The sequence below is a fragment of the Mucilaginibacter sp. dw_454 genome (genome assembly GCF_018449775.1).
Classification (GTDB): Bacteria; Bacteroidota; Bacteroidia; order Sphingobacteriales; family Sphingobacteriaceae; genus Mucilaginibacter.
Window position 1 is genome coordinate 389,405 of sequence record NZ_JAAVVB010000002.1, and the last position, 21,562, is coordinate 410,966.

Sequence of the window (21,562 nt, forward strand, 5' to 3'; positions counted from 1 at the left end):
ATGTAATCAAAAAGAATAAATTGAAGAACAAAGCACTAAACGGAGTTACCACGGCATGGAAAGGGCTTTCCCTTACTTTGAAGCACGTGTTTTCGGATAACTCGAAAAGGCAGGTAATTTCTATTAGTGATAATAACTACTTCAAGCAACTGGAAGGCACTACCAATACCATCCAGTATCCGCACCAAAAACTGCCGGTGCCCGAGGTTGGCCGTTACCAACTGGATGTGGAGATGGATGACTGCATTGTGTGCGATCTATGCGCCAAAATTTGCCCGGTTGATTGCATTACTATCGACTCCATAAAAGCCACCGAAGCCATAGGCCAAACATCCGACGGGACAACCAAACGTATTTACGCGGCTAAGTTTGATATAGACATGGCTAAGTGTATGTATTGTGGTTTGTGTACCATTGTTTGCCCTACCGAGTGCATAGTAATGACCAACCAGTACGACAAAAGTGTTTTCGAACTGAAGAATCTGAATTACGAGTTTGCCGACATGGCGCCCGAGGTTGCTGATGAAAAACGTCGTTTGCTGGAGAATCAACTGGCCGAGCGCCAGGCCGCTAAACTAGCTGCCCTAAATAAAAAGGAGGGCGACGCATGAGCTTAGTGCAGGTGATGTTTTACGTACTGGCTGCCGTAGTGGTTGGCTCTGCATTTTTTGTGGCGAGTACTAAAAACCTGGTGCGATCTATTTTTATGTTTTTTATTACGTTGCTGGGTTTAGCTGGTTTATACGTTTTATGTCTGGCAGATTTTGTGGCCGTTACCCAGATTGTAATTTATGTGGGCGGCGTGTTGGTGCTGATACTGTTTGCCTTTATGTTGTCGGGCAAAGAAAACCTGGAATTGCTCCAAAAGCAAGATAATAAATTTATAAGCCTGGGTAAACTTCCGGCTTTATTATTGGCCGGCCTATTTTTCATAGTGATGGTAAACGTGCTGGGTAAAGCCGACGTTGATAACCTGCAATGGGTACAGATGACGAAGAATTTTATGCCGTTCCCTAAAGCTAACGACTCTACCGTGGAGAACATAGGCGTAAATTTGATGACATTTTACTTGTTGCCGTTTGAGAGTATATCTATTTTGCTGATGATGGCATTAATAGGAGCGGCCCATCTGGCCAGAAAGGAGCGCGGAACGATATGATTAGCCTGAACGACTTTTTGATGGTGAGCATTGCGTTATTTTGCATCGGCCTGTACATGATCATTACCAAGCGTAACGCCATCCAGATTTTAATAGGTATTGAGCTGATGCTGAATGCTGCGATATTGAACCTGGTAGCCTTTGGTAAATACGATAAGATCTTGAATGGCGGCGATGTATTCGCACTATTTGCTATTGTTTTGGCTGCCGCGACAACTGCCGTCGCGTTAGCTATTATATTAAACGTTTATAAAAAATACCGAACTATTGACCCGGATAAGATCAATAGTTTGAAAGACTAATATTTGAAAACACCATTACCATACCAGGAGCTATCCACTATTTACTTTGCTTTGGCAGCGGTACTGCTGCCGTTGTTTGCCTGCCTGGTAAATTGCTGTTTGCCGGGTAAACGTAATAAAGCTTCAGGCGCTATTTCTACACTGGCTATGTTGGTGGCAGCGGCGCTGTCGGTGATTGTATTTAGCAAAACCTGGAACGCGCCGCAGGTGCATATTCAGCAATTGTGGTTTACTATTGGTAGTACACCGTTATACGCGGGCATACTCCTTAATAACCTGTCGGCCATATTGCTGCTATTGGTGTGCCTGATTGCATTGCCGGTACACATTTATTCTACCGCCTACATGAAGCACGACGAGAACTACGATCGCTACTTCATTTACCTGAGTTTGTTTTGTTTTAGCATGCTGGCGCTGGTAGTGGTTGACAGCATGGTGTTGCTCTATGGCTTTTGGGAGCTGGTAGGTTTCTCATCTTATCTACTCATCGGTTTTTGGTTTACCCGTGAGAAGGCCGCGCAAGCCAATAAGAAAGCTTTTTTAATGAACAGGATAGGCGATATCGGTTTACTCACCGCTATCATGACCCTGTTTGCTCAATATCATACTTTTGATATTGTTCAGCTTTTTGGGGATGGCGGCTTGATTAGTCAATCAACTGTGCAAAATGGCGTTTGGATTGGTCCCACCGGCAGTATGCCTGCCGTTTGGCAATACATTGCGTTCACCGGTATATTGTTAGGTGTCGCGGCTAAATCGGCACAATTTCCGCTGCATACCTGGTTGCCCGATGCCATGGAAGGGCCAACATCGGTATCCGCATTGATCCACGCCGCAACCATGGTGGCCGCAGGCGTGTTTTTATTGGGTCGCGTTTACCCCATGTTTACTACTTTCGAATTGGATATCCTGGCCATTGTAGGATGTTTTACGGCGTTTATGGCAGCTACCATTGCCCTTACGCAAAATGACTTGAAACGTATCCTGGCTTACTCTACCATATCGCAATTAGGTTTTATGGTGATGGCAATGGGTATTGGCGCTTATGCTTCATCGCTGTTTCATTTGGTTACACATGCATTTTTCAAATGTGCGCTGTTCCTGGTGGCCGGTGTGGTTATCCACGAGATGCAGCACATTAAAGAAGAAAACAAGCTGGATATCGATCCGCAAAATATTTTATACATGGGTGGCCTGCGCAAAAAGCTGCCGCTCACATTTTTAGTAGCCGTTGTTGCAGCATTGGCGCTGATTGGTTTACCATTCACTTCCGGTTTTTTATCGAAAGATGGTATCTTGGTGCAAGCGGTAGATTGGTCGGATAATAAAGCTCCGTTATTCAGATTGATCCCGATAGGGGCTATTCTGACCACCTGGCTAACCGGCTTTTATGTAGCCAGGCTCATTGCCAAAGTTTTTTTTGGCCAATTCAGGCTGGAGCAATTTCATCCGCACGTTCAATATCATATTAGTGATGGTGGGTGGCAATACCGGGTGCCGTTAATTTTGTTGGGCGTGGCATCTCTTTTTCCGATATTCTCTTTAAATCCGTTACTCTATGAGCGTGCCTGGATCTTCAGTGGTTTCGGCTCTATCCATTTGGAACGGGTAAACATCTACCATACCATTATCCCCGTAGGGGTAAATATATTGAGCCTGTTTTTGATTTATTGGGCCTGGTCTGTTTATACCGGGCGCAAAATATTGATCTTTAAACAAACCGGTTTTTTCTTCCACCTGTCATACCACGAGTGGTATATTGATCAATTTTATAACCGGGTTATCGTAAAAGCGGTATTGTGCATCAGTAAAGCACTATCCTGGGTTGACCGCGTGGTGATTGATGGCTTTATCAATAGTTTAGCAAATACATTAGTCGGCTTAGGAAAAGCTGCATCGTGGTTTGATTATCATGTTATAGACGGAATATCGCGCGTACTTAGTGGTATTGTGCAGATAACCGGTAATTTTGTGCGCCATTTTCAAAGCGGTCGTGTACAGTATTATTTGTTTAGTATGCTGGCGGTAGTGCTGGCGCTTATTATTTACTTATCTTTTTGATATCATTGCTCATAGAATGAACCAATTAACGCTACTTATATTTATACCGCTATTGTTTGGCCTGGTGATAGCCGTGTTGCCATCGCGTATGCGCAATAGCTTTAAATATATTACACTGCTGGCCACGTTGGTGCAGTTTTGTATGAGTATAGGTTTGTATCTTAATTTTAAAGCAGGTGCAAACTTTGCCGGTGTGGCTAACGAGAGCCAGTTTCAATTTGTGCAAAAACTGCCCTGGATAAACCTGGATCTTGGCCCCCTGGGCCACATGCAAATGGATTATTTTGTTGGGATCGACGGCTTATCTATTACTTTATTGATGATGTCGTCGCTGGTAATGGTTATTGCAGCATTAGCTTCCTGGGAGATCAAAAGTAACCTCAAAGGTTTTTTTGTGCTATTCCTGATCCTGGATATGGCCGTGATGGGCGTGTTCTGCTCACTGGACTTTTTCCTGTTCTATATTTTTTATGAGTTGATGTTGCTGCCATTGTATTTCCTGATTGGTATGTGGGGTGGAGCCAGGCGAGAGTATGCAGCTATTAAATTCTTCCTGTATACTTTATTTGGATCGGTATTTATGTTGCTGGTAATGATAGGTTTGTACCTGTCGGTTCAAGATCCCGTTACAGGTTCGCATACCTTCAATATGGTGTATATGATGAACCCGGCTAACTACGGTCATTATAGCATTTTTTCAACCGTCAATCATTATACCCTGTTGGGTATGCCTGCACGAACCGTGGGTTTTATAGTACTGTTTATTGCTTTTGCTATCAAGGTGCCGGTAGTACCACTACATACCTGGCTGCCCGACGCACACGTGGAGGCGCCTACGCCGGTGTCAATTATACTGGCGGCTATACTTTTGAAAATTGGCGGCTACGGGATAATCAGGATCTGCATTAGCATATTCCCGGAGGTTGCCACCCACGGCGCTTTCTGGTTGGGGCTGCTTGGTGTGATCTCCATTATTTACGGAGCGCTAAACGCCCTTGCACAGCGCGACTTGAAAAAGGTTATCGCATACTCATCGGTGTCGCAAATGGGCTTTGTCCTGTTGGGTATCGCCTCGCAAACCGCCGAAGGTTTAAGCGGCGCGGTAATCCAGATGGTGAGCCACGGCTTTCTATCGACCATGTTGTTCTTCATTGTAGGTGTGATTTACAATAGGGTACATGATCGTGATATCTACAATTTCCGCGGACTGGGTTCAATTATGCCTAAGTATACGGTTTTCGTGATGATCGCTTTCTTTGCATCATTGGGTTTACCGGGTTTCTCTGCTTTTATAGCTGAAGCTTTTTCGCTGGCCGGTTCATTTAAATCGCCAACCGTAAATGGGCTGTTGCCTTATTGGTTATCAGTATGTGGTGCCATAGGTATATTATTGAGCGCCTGCTATTTCTTGTGGACATTGCAACGGATGTTTTTCGGCTCCGTATCCTTAAAAGGCGGCGAAGTCTGGAAAATAGCTTTGACAGATTTGAACGCCCGCGAAATCATCACTTTATTACCGCTGGCTATTGTGGTATTGTCCTTAGGGATAATGCCATCGCTGGTGTTTAATAAGATCAACGATTCGGTGCTTGCCCTGGTGCAACTTTTACACGTTACCAAATAATATGTTTTCACAAGATATTGGCATACAGTTAACCGAAATTTTGCGCGATATGAAATTCATCTCGCCTGAAATATTTCTGTCGTTGTTATTTCTTGTGGTTATTATAACCGATCTGCTCTTCGGCAGAAATTCTGAAAAGTTATGCCGTATAGTTGCTTGTGTTGGGATGTTGTTCGTCATCTCAAAAGACCTGGCGCAACTTCCCCTGGTAGTAAACCAAAGCCCACGGCTCTTTAGCGGTATGCTGATGGAAACGGTTCTTTCCATCAAATTCAGGATAATCATTGATGCTGCCGCATTCATCCTGTTGTTATATTTTGGCTGGGATAGGCAGCTCAAATCGCACCCAAAGAAATTATCAGATCTGTACTCCATAACCATTGCCGCAGTTTTCGGCCTGCATTTAATGACGATGGCGGTAAACCTACTGTCTATTTACCTGGCCGTTGAGCTGGTTTCCATAGCATCTTATCTATTGGTAGCCTATCGCTCTGAAAACGCGTTCAGCGCAGAAGCCGGGCTGAAATATGTTTTATTTGGCGCTGCGTCATCCGCAGTGATGTTGTACGGGATGTCGTTATTGTATGGTTTTACCGGCACTTTAGGTTTGTTTAATCACTTATTCATGAACAATTTGATTGCCGCAAATCAACCTGCAGCGGCGTTTGCAATTGTATTGATTTTGGTGGGTATAGGTTTCAAACTTTCATTTGTGCCCATTCATTTTTGGGTGCCCGATGTTTACGAAGGCGCATCAACACCTGTTACAGCTTTTCTTTCCACTTTGCCCAAGATCGCAGGTTTTGCTTTATTGGTCAATTTCCTGACACCATTTATTATATCGCGGTACTGGCAGAGCTTTGATTTTGGCTTATGCCTTTCTGTTATAGGCGTTGTTACCATGATAGCGGGTAATTTTGCTGCCGTTATGCAAAAAAATGTAAAGCGCATGCTGGCCTATTCGAGTATAGGACATACCGGGTTTGCGTTAATGGCTGTGGTTACTTTTAATGAGCAAGGCATCAAAGCGTTAGATTACTACCTGGCCGTTTATGTACTCGCCAATATTGGTGCGCTAATGCTGGTATCTTATTTTACAAATATCACGGGGTCTGAAGATGTTAATAGCTACAAAGGTTTAGGGCTGCGTTACCCGGCTGCTTCAATTTGTTTTGTAATTATCCTCATTTCATTAACGGGCTTGCCGGTAAGCGCAGGTTTTGCCGGAAAACTGCTGGTTTTTTCTGCTGTTTATAGTACTTATGACACCAATCATAACATCTGGCTCCTTATTTTAACCATAACCGGCGCAGTTACTACCGTAGTATCGTTATTTTATTATATCAAAATTCCTCTTAATCTGTTTCTAAAACGTGCGGAGACCGAAGAGCCTCTTCCGCAACTACCTTACCTGTTGGTTGCTTCAATTATCATATCAGTTGTGTTGGTTTTATTCGGGATTTTTCCTGATTGGTTAAACAGCTTTTTATAAAAACAGATCAACTTGTCATCTTTTTAATAAAAATTTGACATTTTTTTCATTTTATTATGATTTTAATCATAATTTCAGGCGTTTTTTCAAATTATTGTATAATATTTCTATGAAGCGCTATTTTCCGTTTTTACTCATCGTTGGTATTTTAGCTTTAACCTTTATTTTCCCGTCTGTCGAATTTAAAAATACCGGCAAAAGCCATTTTAACACAGGCGATATAGCCTGGATGTTGATGTCGACCGCATTGGTTTTAATCATGACGCCGGGTTTAGCTTTCTTTTATGGTGGAATGGTCAATAAAAAAAATGTGATCTCCACCATGTTGCAAAGCGTGATCTGTATGGTGATCATCACCGTAATGTGGGGCATCTTTGGTTTTAGTTTGGCCTTCGGCGATAGCTTTCATGGCATCATAGGCAATCCGGCCACCTACTTCATGATGAAGGGCATGTTAAGCGATGCCACCTGGCCTTCGGCACCAACCATTCCGCTGTTATTGTTTGCCATGTATCAATTAAAGTTCGCTATCATCACACCTGCTTTAATTACCGGCGCTTTCGCAGAGCGAATTCGCTTTAACTCCTATATTATTTTTTTGGTACTGTTTAGCATCTTTATATTCTCGCCGCTGGCGCATGCCACCTGGCACCCGGATGGCATATTGGCTAAATTAGGTGTACTTGATTTCGCAGGTGGCACGGTGGTCCACATGTCGGCAGGATGGGCCGCGTTGGCATCAGCATTATATCTAAAGAAAAGAAACGAAGTAAGCCATTCGCCTGCCCGTATAACTTATGTTTTAATAGGGACGGGACTATTATGGTTCGGCTGGTTTGGTTTTAATGCAGGTTCGGCTTTTGGCGCCAATCATCTGGCGGTAATAGCTTTAGCAACGAGCACCACCGCATCGGCTGCTGCCGGCTTAACCTGGATATTTTTCGATATGCTTCGCGGCAAAAAACCATCGGCTATGGGTACCTGTATCGGTGCCGTAGTAGGTTTGGTAGCTATAACGCCTGCTGCAGGTTATGTTTCTATTCCGCATTCACTGGCTATTGGTATTATATCGGCGGTTATCAGTAACCTGGTGGTTGAGTGGCGAACCGGCACTTCGATAGATGATACATTAGACGTTTTCCCTTGCCATGGTGTGGGCGGTATGGTGGGTATGCTGCTTACCGGCGTATTTGCTAACCGGAACGTTAACCCGGCAAATACAACGGGCAATGGTTTGTTCTTTGGCGAGCATCACCTGTTTTTGATCCAACTGCTTGCGCTGGTTTTGGTATCGATATTTGCTTTCTTCGGCTCGTTGTTATTGTTAAAGATCACTGATATGATCTCGCCATTACGCGTGTCGGCAGAGGAGGAGGTTATCGGTTTGGATATCAGCCAGCATGGCGAAAAGTTATAATCAACACAAAATCAACTAAACAATCTATAGACCATAATTAGAAAGGCGACTTCCCGGTCGCCTTTTTTTATTGGAGAATGCGGTAATACTATGTTTATATCTTGTTAATATTTAATACGATTTAATGACAATTGGTGTGGATGTACTTTAGTTTAAAGTTATAACTTTGTGGCTCCATAATCAATCATGAGCGATCAGATTAAACATGAATGCGGTGTGGCATTTATCCGCCTTTTAAAGCCACTGTCTTATTATCAGAAAAAATACGGTACAGCACTGTACGGCTTAAACAAGCTTTATCTTTTAATGGAAAAACAACATAACCGGGGCCAGGATGGTGCCGGGGTTGCTACCATTAAATTGGATGTTGCTCCGGGTAAGCGATACATTAGCAGGCACCGATCGATGGCATCAAATGCTGTTGCTGATATATTTGAGTATATCCAGAAAAAGTTTGCAGACATACAAAAGGAATCGCCAGAAAAAATGGCTGATACCGAATGGCTCAAAGAACACGTAAGCTTTACCGGCGAAGTGTTATTGGGCCATTTACGTTATGGCACCCACGGCAAAAACAGTATTGAAAGCTGCCACCCGTTTCTGCGTCAAAACAACTGGATGACCCGTAACCTGGTTATTGCCGGTAATTTTAACATGACGAATGTTGATGAACTGCTGCAACAACTGTATGACCTTGGTCAGCATCCAAAAGAAAAAGCCGATACCGTAACTGTACTGGAAAAAATGGGCCACTTTATTGATACCGAAGTGCAGGGCCTGTTTGACCAATACAAACGCGAAGGGTTAGACGATAACGCCGAAATAAGCAAGCTGATAGCCAAGGATATGGATGTGGCCAAGATCCTGCGCAAATCTGCCCGTAATTGGGACGGCGGTTATACCATTGCCGGTATGCTTGGCCACGGCGACGCATTTGTAATGCGCGACCCGGTAGGCATACGCCCGGCATATTACTATTATAACGATGAGATCGTCGTAGCTGCATCAGAACGCCCTGCTATCCAAACCGCTTTCAATATCCCTATTGAGGAAATTAAAGAAATTCGCCCCGGTCATGCCCTGATTGTTAAAAAGAATGGCAAGGTTACTGAAGATATGTTCAGTGAACCAAAGGAGAAGAAAGCATGTTCTTTTGAACGGATCTATTTCTCCAGAGGTAGCGACGCATCTATCTATCGCGAGCGTAAACAATTGGGCCGCTTACTTTGCCCGCAGATTCTGGATGCTGTAGATCACGACGTGAAAAATACCGTATTCTCTTACATACCTAACACTGCAGAAGTTGCTTTTTACGGCATGGTAGAAGGCGTACACAAATACATCAAAAAATATCAGCGCGATCGTCTATTAAATCGTGAGGATAAGATTAGTGAAGAAGAATTGACGGAAGTGCTTTGCATGGCGCCACGTGTTGAGAAGATAGCTATCAAAGACGTTAAACTGCGCACCTTTATTACCCAGGACGCAGATCGTTCTGAAATGGTAGCCCATGTTTATGACACTACTTATGGTTTGATCAAAAATGGCACAGATACCCTGGTTGTTCTGGATGATTCTATTGTACGGGGTACAACGCTTAAGCAAAGTATCTTAAAGATATTAGACCGCTTAGGCCCTAAAAAAATAGTAGTGGTATCATCAGCACCACAGATCCGTTATCCGGATTGTTATGGTATTGATATGTCGCGTATGGGCGAGTTTGTTGCGTTTGAAGCTGCTATCAGTTTATTGAAAGAACAAGGTAAAGAAGCTATTATTGCTGACGTTTACAAGCAATGCAAACTCAGTGATACATTGCCAAAAGAAGAGGCGATCAATCATGTGAAAGCTATTTATGAGCCATTTACAGATCAGGAAATTTCTGATCGCATAGCACAGATTATCACACCAAAAGAAATTAAGTGCGAAGTACAGGTTATATACCAAACGCTGGATAACTTACATAAAGCCTGCCCTGACCATACCGGCGACTGGTATTTCTCTGGCGATTTCCCTACTCCGGGTGGTAACAAAGTGGTAAACCGCGCATTTGTTAACTGGATGGAAGGTAAGAATCAAAGAGCTTATATGTAGCCCAAACACCCATGAAGGGGAGTCAAATATTAAAGCTAAAAAGCCATTATCAATGTTGATAATGGCTTTTCTTTTTAGCGCCAATCACAGTACGTTAACGCACATTTGTTGTATCAAAAACGAACAATTGCTGTATGTCTTATTTTTATATTTGTTTGATAATGAGATTTTTATCTTGGTGGCATCTTAATGGTCAGGTAGAACATGTAAACTTTTAATTTATAGGGTCATGTTTAAAAACTATTTAAAAGTATCGCTTCGTTTTTTATTAAAGAATCGATTTTTTAGTTTAATCAATATCGTAGGTTTAGCTATCGGTACTTTATGTTGTATGTATATATTGTTGTACGTGCAGGAACAGTATAGTTATGACCATCATCATAAAGATGCCAAAAATATTTACCGTATTACTACGTCCACCACCTTTGCCGGCGATTCAAAAAATATGGCTACCGCATCGCCGCCCATAGCATCAGCAATGAAAAGTGATTTCCCGGAGGTAATACAGTATACCCGCGTCATTCGCACTTTAGGTATAAAAGAACACTTAATCAGCTACCAGGAAAAGTCATTCTACGAAGAAGGGGCCTTTATGGTCGATTCTACTTTTTTTGATGTATTTACCTATCATTTTGTAAAAGGATCGCCATCAAACGCATTGACAGAGGTTAATTCCATCATATTATTAAAACCAGTTGCAGATAAGCTTTTTGGCAAAGTAGATCCTATTGGTAAAGTAATTACTATGGATGATGCCGACGGGAAAAATAATTTCAGGGTAACAGGTGTGGTTGATGAAAGCGCAGGCAAATCGCAATTATCGGCAAATATGTTTATCCGCATTAACAGAAATGGATATGGTGGCAACATGCTGACTAACAACTCCTGGGCAGGTAATAATTTCGCACAATCATTCGTCAAACTGCGTGCCGGAGCGAGCGCTAGCGCGCTGGAGAAAAAGTTACCGGCATTTTTAGATAAGTATGGTAAGGAGCAGTTGAAAAGCACGGGAATGACCAAAGTATTACACTTGCAGCCGCTATTAACTATTCATACCACGACTGGATATGAGGCGGAGGAAGGAAAAATTACAAGCTCTTCCTTTTTATATGTGTTAATTTTAATAGCTGTATTGATTCAGGTTATTGCCTGCATCAATTTTATGAATCTATCAACTGCAAGGGCGTCAAAGAGAGCCAAAGAGGTTGGTGTAAGAAAAGTTATAGGCGCCGGAAAATACGACTTGATAACCCAGTTTTTAGGTGAGTCTTTTTTGCTTGCTTTTATTAGTGTGGTAATAGCCCTGCCATTATTATGGCTGGTATTGCCTTATTTAAATCAAATTACACAGGCAAATATCCAACTGACGCTTTTAAGTAACCCAACGTTGTGGTTAATGCTTCTGGCGCTAGTATTGATTACCGGTTTGGTCGCTGGTAGCTATCCGGCATTTTATATGTCGGCTTTTATGGCTATTAAAGTTATCAAAGGGAACTTTAATAACCAGGTTTCGGCGTCAGGCTTACGGCGTTCATTGGTGGTGTTTCAATTTGTTATATCTATTATCCTTATAACGGGAATAATCATTATTTACAGCCAGTTAAATTATATTAAAAACCGTGACCTGGGTTTTAATAAAGACCAACAAATTATCCTGACCTTTCATACCAATGAAACTCAGAAGAGAATGGACGCTTTAGCTATCGATCTTCAGCAACTGTCGGAAGTAAGATCCATATCAAGAACCAGCAACACGTTTGGCGCCAACGAATATTTTGATTGGGAGGTATATTTACCAGGTACTAACCCGGCGGAAGGCATCGATCAGCAAAATTTATATACCGACGAAAATTTTGTCAAGACGATGGGTGTCAAAATAATAGGCGGGAGAGATTTTATGAAAAATGATTCGGGCAAAGTGCTAATCAACGAAACTTTAGCTAAGCGCCTGGCAATTAACCCGGTTAAAGCTTTGGGTACCAAACTACTTGCCCAGGATGATAGAAAATATGAAATAGCCGGTGTTGTAAAAGACTTTAATTATAAATCCTTACATGACAACCTGAGCGCTTTTATGATCATCTACGCCCCGAAGGCCAATGAGGTGAATAGTTTGATTATTAACACTAACAGCAAAAATTACGAGTCGTTTTTAGCAAACGTGCAAAGGATATGGCATAAAAACTTGCCTCAAACCCCGTTTGACTATACTTTTATGACTGACAAAATGCAAAAGGCTTATGAAACAGATATTGTTTTATCGCACATTATCAATTCGTTTACGCTAATAGCAATCTTAATATCGTGCCTTGGCCTGTTTGGATTAGCTGCCTTTAGTGCAGAGCAGCGTAACAAAGAAATTGGTATCAGAAAGGTATTAGGTGCGAGTGTATCGGGTATTGTACACCTGTTATCAAAAGACTTTTTAAAATTGGTTATCATTTCTTTTGTGATTGCATCACCTATCACTTGGTGGGCAATGAATAAATGGTTGCAGGCATTTGTTTATCGCGTTAATATCAGTTGGTGGATGTTTGCTATGTCTGGAGTTATAGCCATCATAATAGCATTATTTACCGTTAGTTTCCAGGCTTTTAAGGCAGCAATCGCAAATCCGGTTAAGAGTTTAAAGTCAGAGTAGATTAGACCCCAAATTGCCTCAATGATGATCTAAATGCTTCCAGTTTAGCTGGCACCATTCGCCCGCTTTAAAAGTTTTGAAGTAGGGGTGGGGATATTTTACCAGGCTGGGTTCGCCGTTATCAAGCGCGGTTTTTATAATGTCTAAAAAGTCTTCTTTTGCTTCATCGAAGTTACAGTCGTGATATATCCGCAATTTGTAAAAACTTGGTATGTGGCGGTCAAATTGATCAACCTTTAATAAGCGCCTCTTGGCAATGTTCCCCAATAAAATGCCGATCTGGTGCCGGTAGCACCTGGTCTTACCAAAAGCTATATTCATGCTGTTGGTACAATGCGTCATCATCTGCGCTGCATCCATCTTGCCCCACAACGGTTTCATGTGTGGTTGTAGTTGATTGATGCGAGCAACTAATTCGGCATTATCGTTGACATTGAAAATACTTTTCATTAATTAATAAGAAAGCGGCGAAGATAATAGTTAAACCGTTGGCGCCGGGAAAACGAAGTGAGTTACCAATTTATCCAATAATATCAGCGACGCAATGATAAGCGCAGCTCCAGCCACTTCATTTAAGCGGTGTACAAACTTTTCAGATATGCGGTCGCGCAGTTTGTTGGCGTAAAAGGCTTTGGTGGTATCCAAACCAAATTGCACTACCAGGATGGTTAAAAACATAATGGCAATTTTAAAAGAGCGGTTATGTGTATCACTACGATAAATTGTGCTGGCAGTACCAATCACCGTGATCCAATGAAACAACAGTGTTGGGTTAAAAATGCACATCAAAAATCCCTTGAAAAAGTAGCCGGTGCGCTTAAGGCCGGTAGGCTGGGTATTGTCATAATTGACTTTAGCCTTTTTGATGATATACCTTATGCCGACGACAAACAGTATAATACTACCTATAACACCTGCAATAGTTTTAGTTTCGGTACTAACCTCGAAAAATTGAGAGCCAAATAATATCGAACCCACAAAAACCACATCGCTGCAAACCACGCCCAGTGCCATGAAAACACCTGCATGAAAACCGCGCTCGATACTGGTTTTAATCAATGCGAAAAATACCGGGCCTGTTAAAAATGTTAATACTATGCCAATCCCAATGCCCGAAATAACAGCTTCTATCATTAATCTGTAACCTTTGGTCAGTTTAAAGTATGCGAAGATGCGATTTTTATCGCTTATATAACGAAACTTTAATGTGGTATGTTTATTAAATTAACGTAATAGAATTATAAAAAATAGTTATGTTAGTGCTCGAAAAACCAATTTCAACACAACCAATATATAATGAAAGAAAACAACACCAAAAGTTACGGATCGGCGCTATACACGCTGGTTACCGTATTTTTCTTTTGGGGCTTTTTAGCGGCCTCAAACGGTATTTTTATTCCTTTTTGTAAATCGCATTTTCACTTAACCCAATTCGAATCGCAGTTAATTGACTTTACTTTTTATGGTGGGTATTTTATAGGCTCGTTAATACTATACTTCGCTTCGCAAATTACCAGGGTTGATATTTTAAATAAATTAGGCTATAAAAATGGTATTGTTTTAGGGTTAATTATTTCTGCCGCCGGTGCTTTGGTTATGATACCTGCAGTAGCTACCGGTTCCTTCCTGTTCATACTGAGTTCATTTTTCATAATAGCTTTAGGCTTTTCCCTGCAACAAACGGCAGCCAACCCATTTGTGGTTGCGCTGGGTCCACCAGAGACAGGTTCAAATCGTTTGAATTTTGCCGGCGCTATTAACAACATCGGTGGCTTATTAGGCCCGGTGGTAGTTAGCATAGTTTTGTTTGGCACAGCCAAAGGCGCTGCTGATGCAAGCACTGTTAAACTTTCATCAATTGATACTTTGTATTATATTTTAGCAGGCTTATTTATTGCAGTTGCAGCTTTCTTTTATGTTTCTAAATTACCGGTTGTAACCACCGATGAAAAAATAGAGGCCAGCAAAAAGCCCACATTGCCGCTTATCATTATGTTTCTGGCCTTCTGTTTAATTATGATTGCCGATCAGTTAGCGAACATTACCCATGTTCCAAAAGCCGACTTTATTTATGCTGCTTTAGCCATTATCATCTTTACGCTGGTTGGTTCATTATTATCTGCTCAAAAAAATAAAGAGGGCTGGGGCGCTATGCAGTATCCGCAATTGATTTTGGGTATGATTGCTATTTTTACTTATGTGGGTACCGAGGTAACTATCCAAAGTAACCTGGGCGCTTTGTTAAAAACTCCGTTATTTGGTGGTTTTACAGAGAACCAGATGTCACCATATATCTCGCTTTATTGGGGGAGTTTAATGATAGGCAGGTGGACTGGTTCTATCGGGGCTTTCAACTTATCAAAGACCACAAAAAACATACTTACACTGGTGGTTCCGTTCGCGGCATTTGCAGGTATTTTATTAGTAAACAAGTCATCGGGTGTTGATGTAAGCAGTTTGTTTGTTTATGCAATAAGCATAGCTATCATGATTGTGGCATTCTACATCGGCCAGCAAAAACCTGTGCGTACCTTGGTATCATTGGGTGTATTGGGTGTAATATTTATGTTGATAGGTTTATTCTCTACCGGCATGGTTGCGGTATTCGCTTTTATTAGCGGTGGCCTGTGCTGCTCAATTATGTGGCCTTCAATCTTCTCATTGTCTATCACAGGTCTGGGTAAATATACCGGCCAGGGTTCTGCATTTCTGATCATGATGATCCTGGGCGGATCAATTATCCCACCGGTACAAGGCTTAATTGCCGATACTGTAGGCATTCACCAATCGTATGTTGTTCCGGTAATAGGTTTTGCATACATCGTATTCTTCGCCTGGAAAGTACGCGTTGAGTTGATTAAACAAGGCATCAACATCGACCACGTACAAGTTGAAAAAGCAGGAGGGCATTAATGTGTAGTGATTGGAGATCAGTGATTAGAGATTAGGTTTGAATCTATTATTTTATAATCACTGATCTTTAGTCTTTTCAACTAATCAATAATCTCCAACCTCTAATCACTAACATGAAACCATCTTTCGATCATATCTTCATGAAACTGGCTACCGACCTTGCCCTTCGCTCGCATTGCGTGAAGGCTCATGTTGGGGCGGTTTTAACGCGAGATACAAGGATTATCTCTATAGGTTATAACGGCCCGCCTGCGGGTACGCATAATTGCGATGAAGAATGGCCTGAAACCGGCTGTGCCCGCGATTCAAAAGGCAGCTGCTCTTTAGCGTTACACGCTGAAGAAAATGCCATTTTATATGCGGTGAAAAGTGGCGCCAAGTTGGAGGGAGCTACTCTCTATACAACCCTATCGCCATGTATTGCTTGCGCCAGGTTGATATTTTCGGCAGGGATAAAGCAGGTATATTTCAGTAAATCTTACGCTAAATATAAGGGCATCCCGAGCGATGAGGGTGTGGATTTTCTGAATAAGTTTGGTGTGCCTACCCTAATGTTGGAAGACGAGGAAGTAGTTTAAATTAGTCCAACCTCTTTATTTTTCTTTCCTCCAAAAGATCGTCAATGATAACGTCGATACCTGTGAGTCTTGTCGCCAGCTCGGCTATTGTTGTTTCCAGATTATTATCATCAAATTTCACCCAACCTTCCATCAAAGTAAGCGGTCCAAATTTCGTGCTCACATTGGGCCATTGGCTTTCGGATGATTTGAATTTAGCTCTGAAAGCTTCTGCAAAATCACGGCTTTTAATTTTGTAGTCTTTAAGCTCTCTTAATTTTAAAGCGTGGATATTGTAGTACAATTTGTTTTGGGCGATACACCCATCACTCACCCAAACAGAAAAGAAAATAGCCTGCTTTGCTAACGAATGATTATACCAGGAAGGCTTTTGAACTTTTAAGCAAACAGAATCCAACCATACACCAACCCGTAGTTCCAGATTTTTTTCGGTAAAGAGTTGCTTATTTAATAGATCAACGCCTTTTTGAAATTTATCCAGGTAATAAGTGTTATCCATCAATTTGCTAATTAATTATTTAGCCGCAATTACAAATGGCATAACCAAGTCAATTGCCAGTTGCAATTGCTGTTCGGGGGTAAGATCGGTGTTATCCAGTATTATCGCATCATCGGCACGGGTAAGCGGGCTTTCTTCTCGGGTAGTATCCGCATAATCGCGATGAGCCAGATTCTCAAACACATCTTCCAGCGTCATGTCCGGATTGGTTGGCAAAAGCTCTTTATAACGTCGCTCTGCGCGGACTTTAGGATCAGCAGTCATGAACAGTTTGATTTGCGCATGTGGGAAAACCACAGTGCCAATATCACGGCCATCCATCACCACATTTTTTAATTTACCCATGCGCTGCTGCTGGCGAACCATCTCTGTACGCACTTCTTTTATAGCGGCCACTTCGCTCACTTTATCTGACACCGGCATCTGGCGAATCTCGGCCGAAACCTCTTCGTCATTTAAAGTAATATGTGTTTGGTAATCGCGCGAATGGAAATTGAGGTGGATGTTTTTTAAGGCCTCGGCTACCTGCTCATGATTTTTGCTATCTACCTTATTACGGATAAAATACAAGGCAACAGCGCGATACATGGCGCCGCTATCAACATAAATAAAATGGAGTTTTTTTGCCAGAGCTTTTGCTAAAGTGCTCTTGCCACACGATGAATATCCGTCGATAGCTACTACTATATTGCTGCTCATAACGGGTACTAAGTTAGTAAAATTTGATATTTAATTGATAGGAGGGTGTCGCTGTTGATAATTTAAAAGATCAAACTTCATTACCTTTAGCCATGAATTTTTCGAAAGACGACCTGCAGAAGGAAGTTAAATATAAAACTTCGCGTAGTGGCGGCGCGGGCGGACAGCATGTAAATAAAGTATCCAGCAAAGTCGAATTGCTGTTTTTGGTAAGCACCTCGGCTTTATTCAACGACGATGAAAAAGAGCTGCTTAGTAAAAAGCTTGCTAATCGCTTAAATAAAGACGGCTATGTACAAGTTATTTGCGATGAAGAGCGCAGCCAATACCTCAACAAGGCCAAAGCATTAGACCGCTTGCTTAATTTGCTAACGCGATCACTGCAAGTTCAAAAACCACGAACAGCCACCAAACCCGGCAAAGCAGCCAAAGCCAGGCGCCTGGATGAGAAAAAGCAACAATCGGCCAGGAAAGAAGGCCGAAAAAGAAACTTCGACTATTAGTTAAACTTGTAATATACCGTTACAGAACCCCATGCATCAGAATGAACCATTTCTTTGGTATCTTTTGAATGGATTATCGCAGCAGCATCAAATAACCAGCGACTGGTAGAATAGGTTACACCAATCTGGTTGCTTAACACAAAGCGTTCCGGGTTACCTGTTATCTCTAAGCTATTGGGGTCATCATGTTTATTGAAAAGGCCGCCTTGTATAGTAGCATCATAGCCCACAAAGTTTGCCATAGGTTTGTAGTACAAAAAGAATTCGTGCTTGTTAGTCGGTTGCGTCGTGCTTGCTGTAACTGAGCTTTGCGTACTGGCAGAGTTAAATAACTGGTTAAACATACCCAAACGCAATAATACGCCGGCTCCTGCGCCGGTAATACCGGTACCCAGGTTTCCGTACGATTCAAAGGAAATGTCGACACCATCAGTTCTGCCTAACAACTTGTTATACTCGGCAGACAGGTTTAGTTCAACATCATTCTTGATTTGATATTGCCAGCCGGCAGTATGATAGAAGCCGAAATTATCATGCACCCAATTTTGTGCGGTCTCGCCACCTGAGGCAGGGCCGACAACGGCCATCTGGGCGCCAAATTTTAAGTTACTCTCGTTCTTATACAAGTAATTCATGCTCGCACCTGCATATAGATACCCTGCAAACGGCCGGTCGACGTATGCAGCGGAAGGTATCGCACCATTTTGAGGGTTAAATATCTTCTGACCTAATTCAAAACCCAATACCTTGTTTTGTAAAGTGCTGCTGCCGTTAACATCAAGTGCATGGTTGAAATAAAAATATAGTCCGTCGGTATAGTAGCGATCATTGCCCTGGCCCAGGTAAGAGTCATTATCAGTTTGGATGCCAAATTCGCTGCGGTAATTTTGGGCAAAAGTGCAGGTAGCAGTTAAAACTAAAATCAGGGGTAAAAATAGTCTCTTCATTAAAATAGAATAATAGGTTATATAAAAACGGCCCGTTGTTACGGGCCGCTAATTTAATTTAAAATAGGTTTAATATCTTCTTTTACTGTCAAATCTATCGGATCAATTACTTTTTCATTTAGTAATGCCAGGTTTATCACCTCGCGCATTTCTGTAACGTAATGAAACTGCAGATCCTTGATATAGCTGTCTTTTATTTCCAGGATATCTTTCTGGTTTGATTTGCAAAGAATGATCTCTTTAATGTTGGCGCGTTTAGCGGCCAGTATTTTTTCTTTAATACCACCTACCGGTAGCACACGGCCACGCAAGGTAATCTCGCCGGTCATAGCCAAATGCGGTTTTATTTTACGTTGGGTAAATGCCGACGTTAACGCTGTAAGCATAGTAACACCTGCCGATGGGCCGTCTTTTGGCGTAGCGCCAGCCGGAACGTGTACGTGGATGTCCCATTGGTCAAACAGCTTTTGATCAATGCCAAAGTTAGCAGAATGCGCACGCAGGTAAGCCAACGCAATAGTAGCCGATTCTTTCATCACATCGCCCAGGCTACCGGTTAATGTTAAACGGCCTTTACCAGGGCTTAAACTGGCTTCAATAAACAAAATATCACCACCAACCGAGGTCCACGCAAGGCCCGTAACTACGCCGGCAACGTTATTGCCTTCATACAGGTCTTTATCAAATATCGGGGCCCCTAAGATTTTTTCAACGTCCTGCTTACTTACTACAGTATTGTAGGGTTCTTCCAACGCTATGTTCTTAGCCGTACCACGTACAACTGAACCTATCTTTTTCTCCAGACCACGTACACCCGATTCGCGGGTATAATCTTCAATTATTTTTTCCAGTACATCTGGTTTAAGCGTGATGTCTTTTGTTGCTAAGCCGTGCGCCTCGCGTTGTTTAGGTACCAGGTGTTGTTTAGCTATCTCAATTTTTTCTTCGATAGTATAACCGTTAACCTCAATAATCTCCATACGGTCTAACAAAGCCGGCTGTATGGAGCTTAGTGAGTTTGCTGTCGCGATGAACATTACGTTCGACAGATCGAAATCCATTTCTACATAATGATCATAGAAGCTTGAATTTTGCTCAGGATCTAATACCTCCAGTAAAGCTGATGACGGATCGCCACGGAAATCATTACCAACTTTATCAATCTCATCCAATATAAATACCGGATTAGCAGCACCGGCTTTTTTTACCGACTGAATAATACGGCCCGGCATAGCGCCAATATATGTTTTACGGTGACCGCGGATTTCTGCCTCGTCGCGAATACCGCCTAAAGCCATACGCACATATTTACGCCCCAACGCTTTAGCGATTGATTTACCCAACGAGGTTTTACCAACTCCGGGAGGCCCAACCAGGCAAAGTATAGGCGCCTTCATGTTATGCTTTAATTTCAGTACCGCCAGGTATTCAATGATACGGTCCTTTACTTTATCTAAACCAAAGTGATCCTTATCTAATACCTTTTGTGCTCGTTTAAGGTCGAAATTGTCTTTAGTGAATTCGTTCCATGGTAAGTCAAGCAGCAGCTCCAGGTAGTTCATTTGTACCGAATAATCGGCGGCAGCAGGGTTGGTGCGGGCCAGTTTCTCTACCTCTTTATCAAAATGGGTTTTAAGCTCTATGCTCCATTTCTTTTTGGCAGAATGCTGACGGAGATTTTCAATCTCCAGGTCGGGAGTGTTACCACCTAATTCTTCCTGTATCGTTTTTATCTGTTGATTCAGGAAGTAGTCGCGCTGCTGTTTATCCAAATCAACACGTACACGGGTTTGGATCTGGTTTTTAAGCTCGAGCAATTGCAACTCTGTAGTTAAATGCTCCAACACCACATTGGCCATTTCATGGCGATTGGTGATCTGCAATAACTTTTGTTTGGCCGACATATCGGCATTCATGTTCGATGAAATAAAATTCATCAAAAACGAAGTGCTCTCAATATTGCGAATGGCTATCCCGGCTTCGCTAGGAATATTTGGCGACAGCTGTATGATATTCATCGCCAGATCTTTAATAGATGAGATTAGCGCTTTGAATTCTTTGTCTTCTTTTGCTTTTTTAGCATCTTTAAAAGGCTCAATGGTCGCTTTTATATAGGGTTCAGACTGAACTTCTTCCTTTAAATAAAAGCGCTTTTTGCCTTGCAGGATAACAGTGGTATTGCCATCGGGCATTTGCAGCATTTTGATGATCAAAGCCACCGTACCCACTTTATTCAATTGGGCAAAAGCAGGGTCTTCAATAGCTACGTCTTTTTGCGATACCACACCAATCATGCGGGTGCCCTTATTGGCATCGCGTATTAATTTGATGGATTTATCACGGCCCACAGTAATGGGAATCACGACACCCGGAAACAACACGGTATTGCGCAATGGCAGAATGGGCAAAATCTCCGGCACTTGTTCATTGTTCATTTCCTCTTCATCTTCTGATGACATCAAGGGAAAAAACTCCGAATCTTCGTTTATAACGGGCATCGCACTATTAAAATCAAACGGGTCAAAACTCATCAATACTTTCTTTATAAAATAAACGTCATGTTGTCAGGCTAAGATCAAATCGTGCTGTTAAACATGGCTTAAATAACGGCTATTACTTACCTGTTGTTATGT

Annotated in this window: 18 protein-coding genes; 12 read left to right on the plus strand and 6 right to left on the minus strand. The window is 42.1% G+C overall.

Annotation, left to right across the window (positions count from 1 at the left end; translation table 11 throughout):
* Window positions 1–20: 20 nt before the first annotated feature.
* The 9 genes from HB679_RS08910 (at window position 21) to HB679_RS08950 (ending at window position 12,790) form a co-directional block, all read left to right on the plus strand.
* Complete coding sequence (locus tag HB679_RS08910) at window positions 21–611, plus strand: NADH-quinone oxidoreductase subunit I (RefSeq protein ID WP_214071614.1); 591 nt, start codon at window positions 21–23, stop codon at window positions 609–611.
* Window positions 608–1,159 carry an NADH-quinone oxidoreductase subunit J gene (locus tag HB679_RS08915; protein WP_214071615.1) on the plus strand — a complete coding sequence of 184 codons (552 nt, stop codon included), beginning with the start codon at window positions 608–610 and terminating at the stop codon, window positions 1,157–1,159. The genes HB679_RS08910 and HB679_RS08915 overlap by 4 nt, the downstream gene beginning before the upstream one ends.
* Window positions 1,156–1,461, plus strand: coding sequence for an NADH-quinone oxidoreductase subunit NuoK (nuoK, locus tag HB679_RS08920; RefSeq protein ID WP_214071616.1), 306 nt, complete (start codon window positions 1,156–1,158; stop codon window positions 1,459–1,461). Before HB679_RS08915 ends, nuoK begins: the two co-directional genes overlap by 4 nt.
* Before the next feature lie 3 nt (window positions 1,462–1,464).
* The gene (locus HB679_RS08925; RefSeq protein ID WP_218625298.1) at window positions 1,465–3,522 is read left to right on the plus strand and encodes an NADH-quinone oxidoreductase subunit L; all 2,058 of its coding nucleotides are present in this window, start codon (window positions 1,465–1,467) and stop codon (window positions 3,520–3,522) included.
* 16 nt (window positions 3,523–3,538) lie between these two features.
* The gene (locus tag HB679_RS08930; RefSeq protein WP_214071617.1) at window positions 3,539–5,146 is read left to right on the plus strand and encodes an NADH-quinone oxidoreductase subunit M; all 1,608 of its coding nucleotides are present in this window, start codon (window positions 3,539–3,541) and stop codon (window positions 5,144–5,146) included.
* Window position 5,147: 1 nt separating this feature from the next.
* Window positions 5,148–6,638, plus strand: coding sequence for an NADH-quinone oxidoreductase subunit N (locus tag HB679_RS08935; protein ID WP_214071618.1), 1,491 nt, complete (start codon window positions 5,148–5,150; stop codon window positions 6,636–6,638).
* Between the two features lie 109 nt (window positions 6,639–6,747).
* Entirely contained in the window at window positions 6,748–8,055 is a 1,308-nt protein-coding gene (locus HB679_RS08940) for an ammonium transporter (protein ID WP_214071619.1), read from the plus strand.
* 186 nt (window positions 8,056–8,241) lie between these two features.
* Window positions 8,242–10,149, plus strand: coding sequence for a class II glutamine amidotransferase (locus HB679_RS08945; protein ID WP_214071620.1), 1,908 nt, complete (start codon window positions 8,242–8,244; stop codon window positions 10,147–10,149).
* Window positions 10,150–10,378: 229 nt separating this feature from the next.
* Window positions 10,379–12,790 (plus strand): ABC transporter permease, encoded by a 2,412-nt coding sequence (locus HB679_RS08950; RefSeq protein WP_214071621.1) that lies wholly within the window; start codon window positions 10,379–10,381, stop codon window positions 12,788–12,790.
* Window positions 12,791–12,808: 18 nt separating this feature from the next.
* Here HB679_RS08950 and HB679_RS08955 read toward each other — a convergent pair whose 3' ends face one another.
* Both HB679_RS08955 and HB679_RS08960 read right to left on the minus strand, forming a co-directional pair.
* Window positions 12,809–13,171 (minus strand): hypothetical protein, encoded by a 363-nt coding sequence (locus HB679_RS08955; RefSeq protein WP_214071622.1) that lies wholly within the window; start codon window positions 13,169–13,171, stop codon window positions 12,809–12,811.
* A gap of 99 nt (window positions 13,172–13,270) precedes the next feature.
* Complete coding sequence (locus HB679_RS08960) at window positions 13,271–13,924, minus strand: LysE family transporter (protein ID WP_214071623.1); 654 nt, start codon at window positions 13,922–13,924, stop codon at window positions 13,271–13,273.
* 162 nt (window positions 13,925–14,086) lie between these two features.
* Here HB679_RS08960 and HB679_RS08965 point away from each other — a divergent pair, with 162 nt between their 5' ends.
* Together HB679_RS08965 and HB679_RS08970 are read left to right on the plus strand one after the other, a co-directional pair.
* Window positions 14,087–15,703 carry an MFS transporter gene (locus HB679_RS08965; protein ID WP_214071624.1) on the plus strand — a complete coding sequence of 539 codons (1,617 nt, stop codon included), beginning with the start codon at window positions 14,087–14,089 and terminating at the stop codon, window positions 15,701–15,703.
* Between the two features lie 113 nt (window positions 15,704–15,816).
* Window positions 15,817–16,281, plus strand: coding sequence for a dCMP deaminase family protein (locus tag HB679_RS08970; RefSeq protein WP_255547565.1), 465 nt, complete (start codon window positions 15,817–15,819; stop codon window positions 16,279–16,281).
* A gap of 1 nt (window position 16,282) precedes the next feature.
* Here the strand turns inward: HB679_RS08970 and HB679_RS08975 are convergent, their stop codons facing one another.
* Both HB679_RS08975 and cmk read right to left on the minus strand, forming a co-directional pair.
* Window positions 16,283–16,780, minus strand: a complete 498-nt coding sequence (locus HB679_RS08975) for a hypothetical protein (RefSeq protein ID WP_214071625.1) — start codon at window positions 16,778–16,780, stop codon at window positions 16,283–16,285.
* Window positions 16,781–16,795: 15 nt separating this feature from the next.
* The gene (cmk, locus tag HB679_RS08980) at window positions 16,796–17,479 is read right to left on the minus strand and encodes a (d)CMP kinase (protein ID WP_214071626.1); all 684 of its coding nucleotides are present in this window, start codon (window positions 17,477–17,479) and stop codon (window positions 16,796–16,798) included.
* Between the two features lie 92 nt (window positions 17,480–17,571).
* Here cmk and arfB point away from each other — a divergent pair, with 92 nt between their 5' ends.
* Entirely contained in the window at window positions 17,572–17,982 is a 411-nt protein-coding gene (gene arfB / locus HB679_RS08985) for an alternative ribosome rescue aminoacyl-tRNA hydrolase ArfB (protein ID WP_214071627.1), read from the plus strand.
* Here arfB and HB679_RS08990 read toward each other — a convergent pair.
* Together HB679_RS08990 and lon are read right to left on the minus strand one after the other, a co-directional pair.
* Complete coding sequence (locus HB679_RS08990; RefSeq protein WP_214071628.1) at window positions 17,979–18,929, minus strand: lipid A deacylase LpxR family protein; 951 nt, start codon at window positions 18,927–18,929, stop codon at window positions 17,979–17,981. The genes arfB and HB679_RS08990 overlap by 4 nt on opposite strands.
* 53 nt (window positions 18,930–18,982) lie before the next feature.
* Window positions 18,983–21,427, minus strand: a complete 2,445-nt coding sequence (gene lon, locus HB679_RS08995) for an endopeptidase La (protein ID WP_255547566.1) — start codon at window positions 21,425–21,427, stop codon at window positions 18,983–18,985.
* Window positions 21,428–21,562 lie beyond the last annotated feature (135 nt).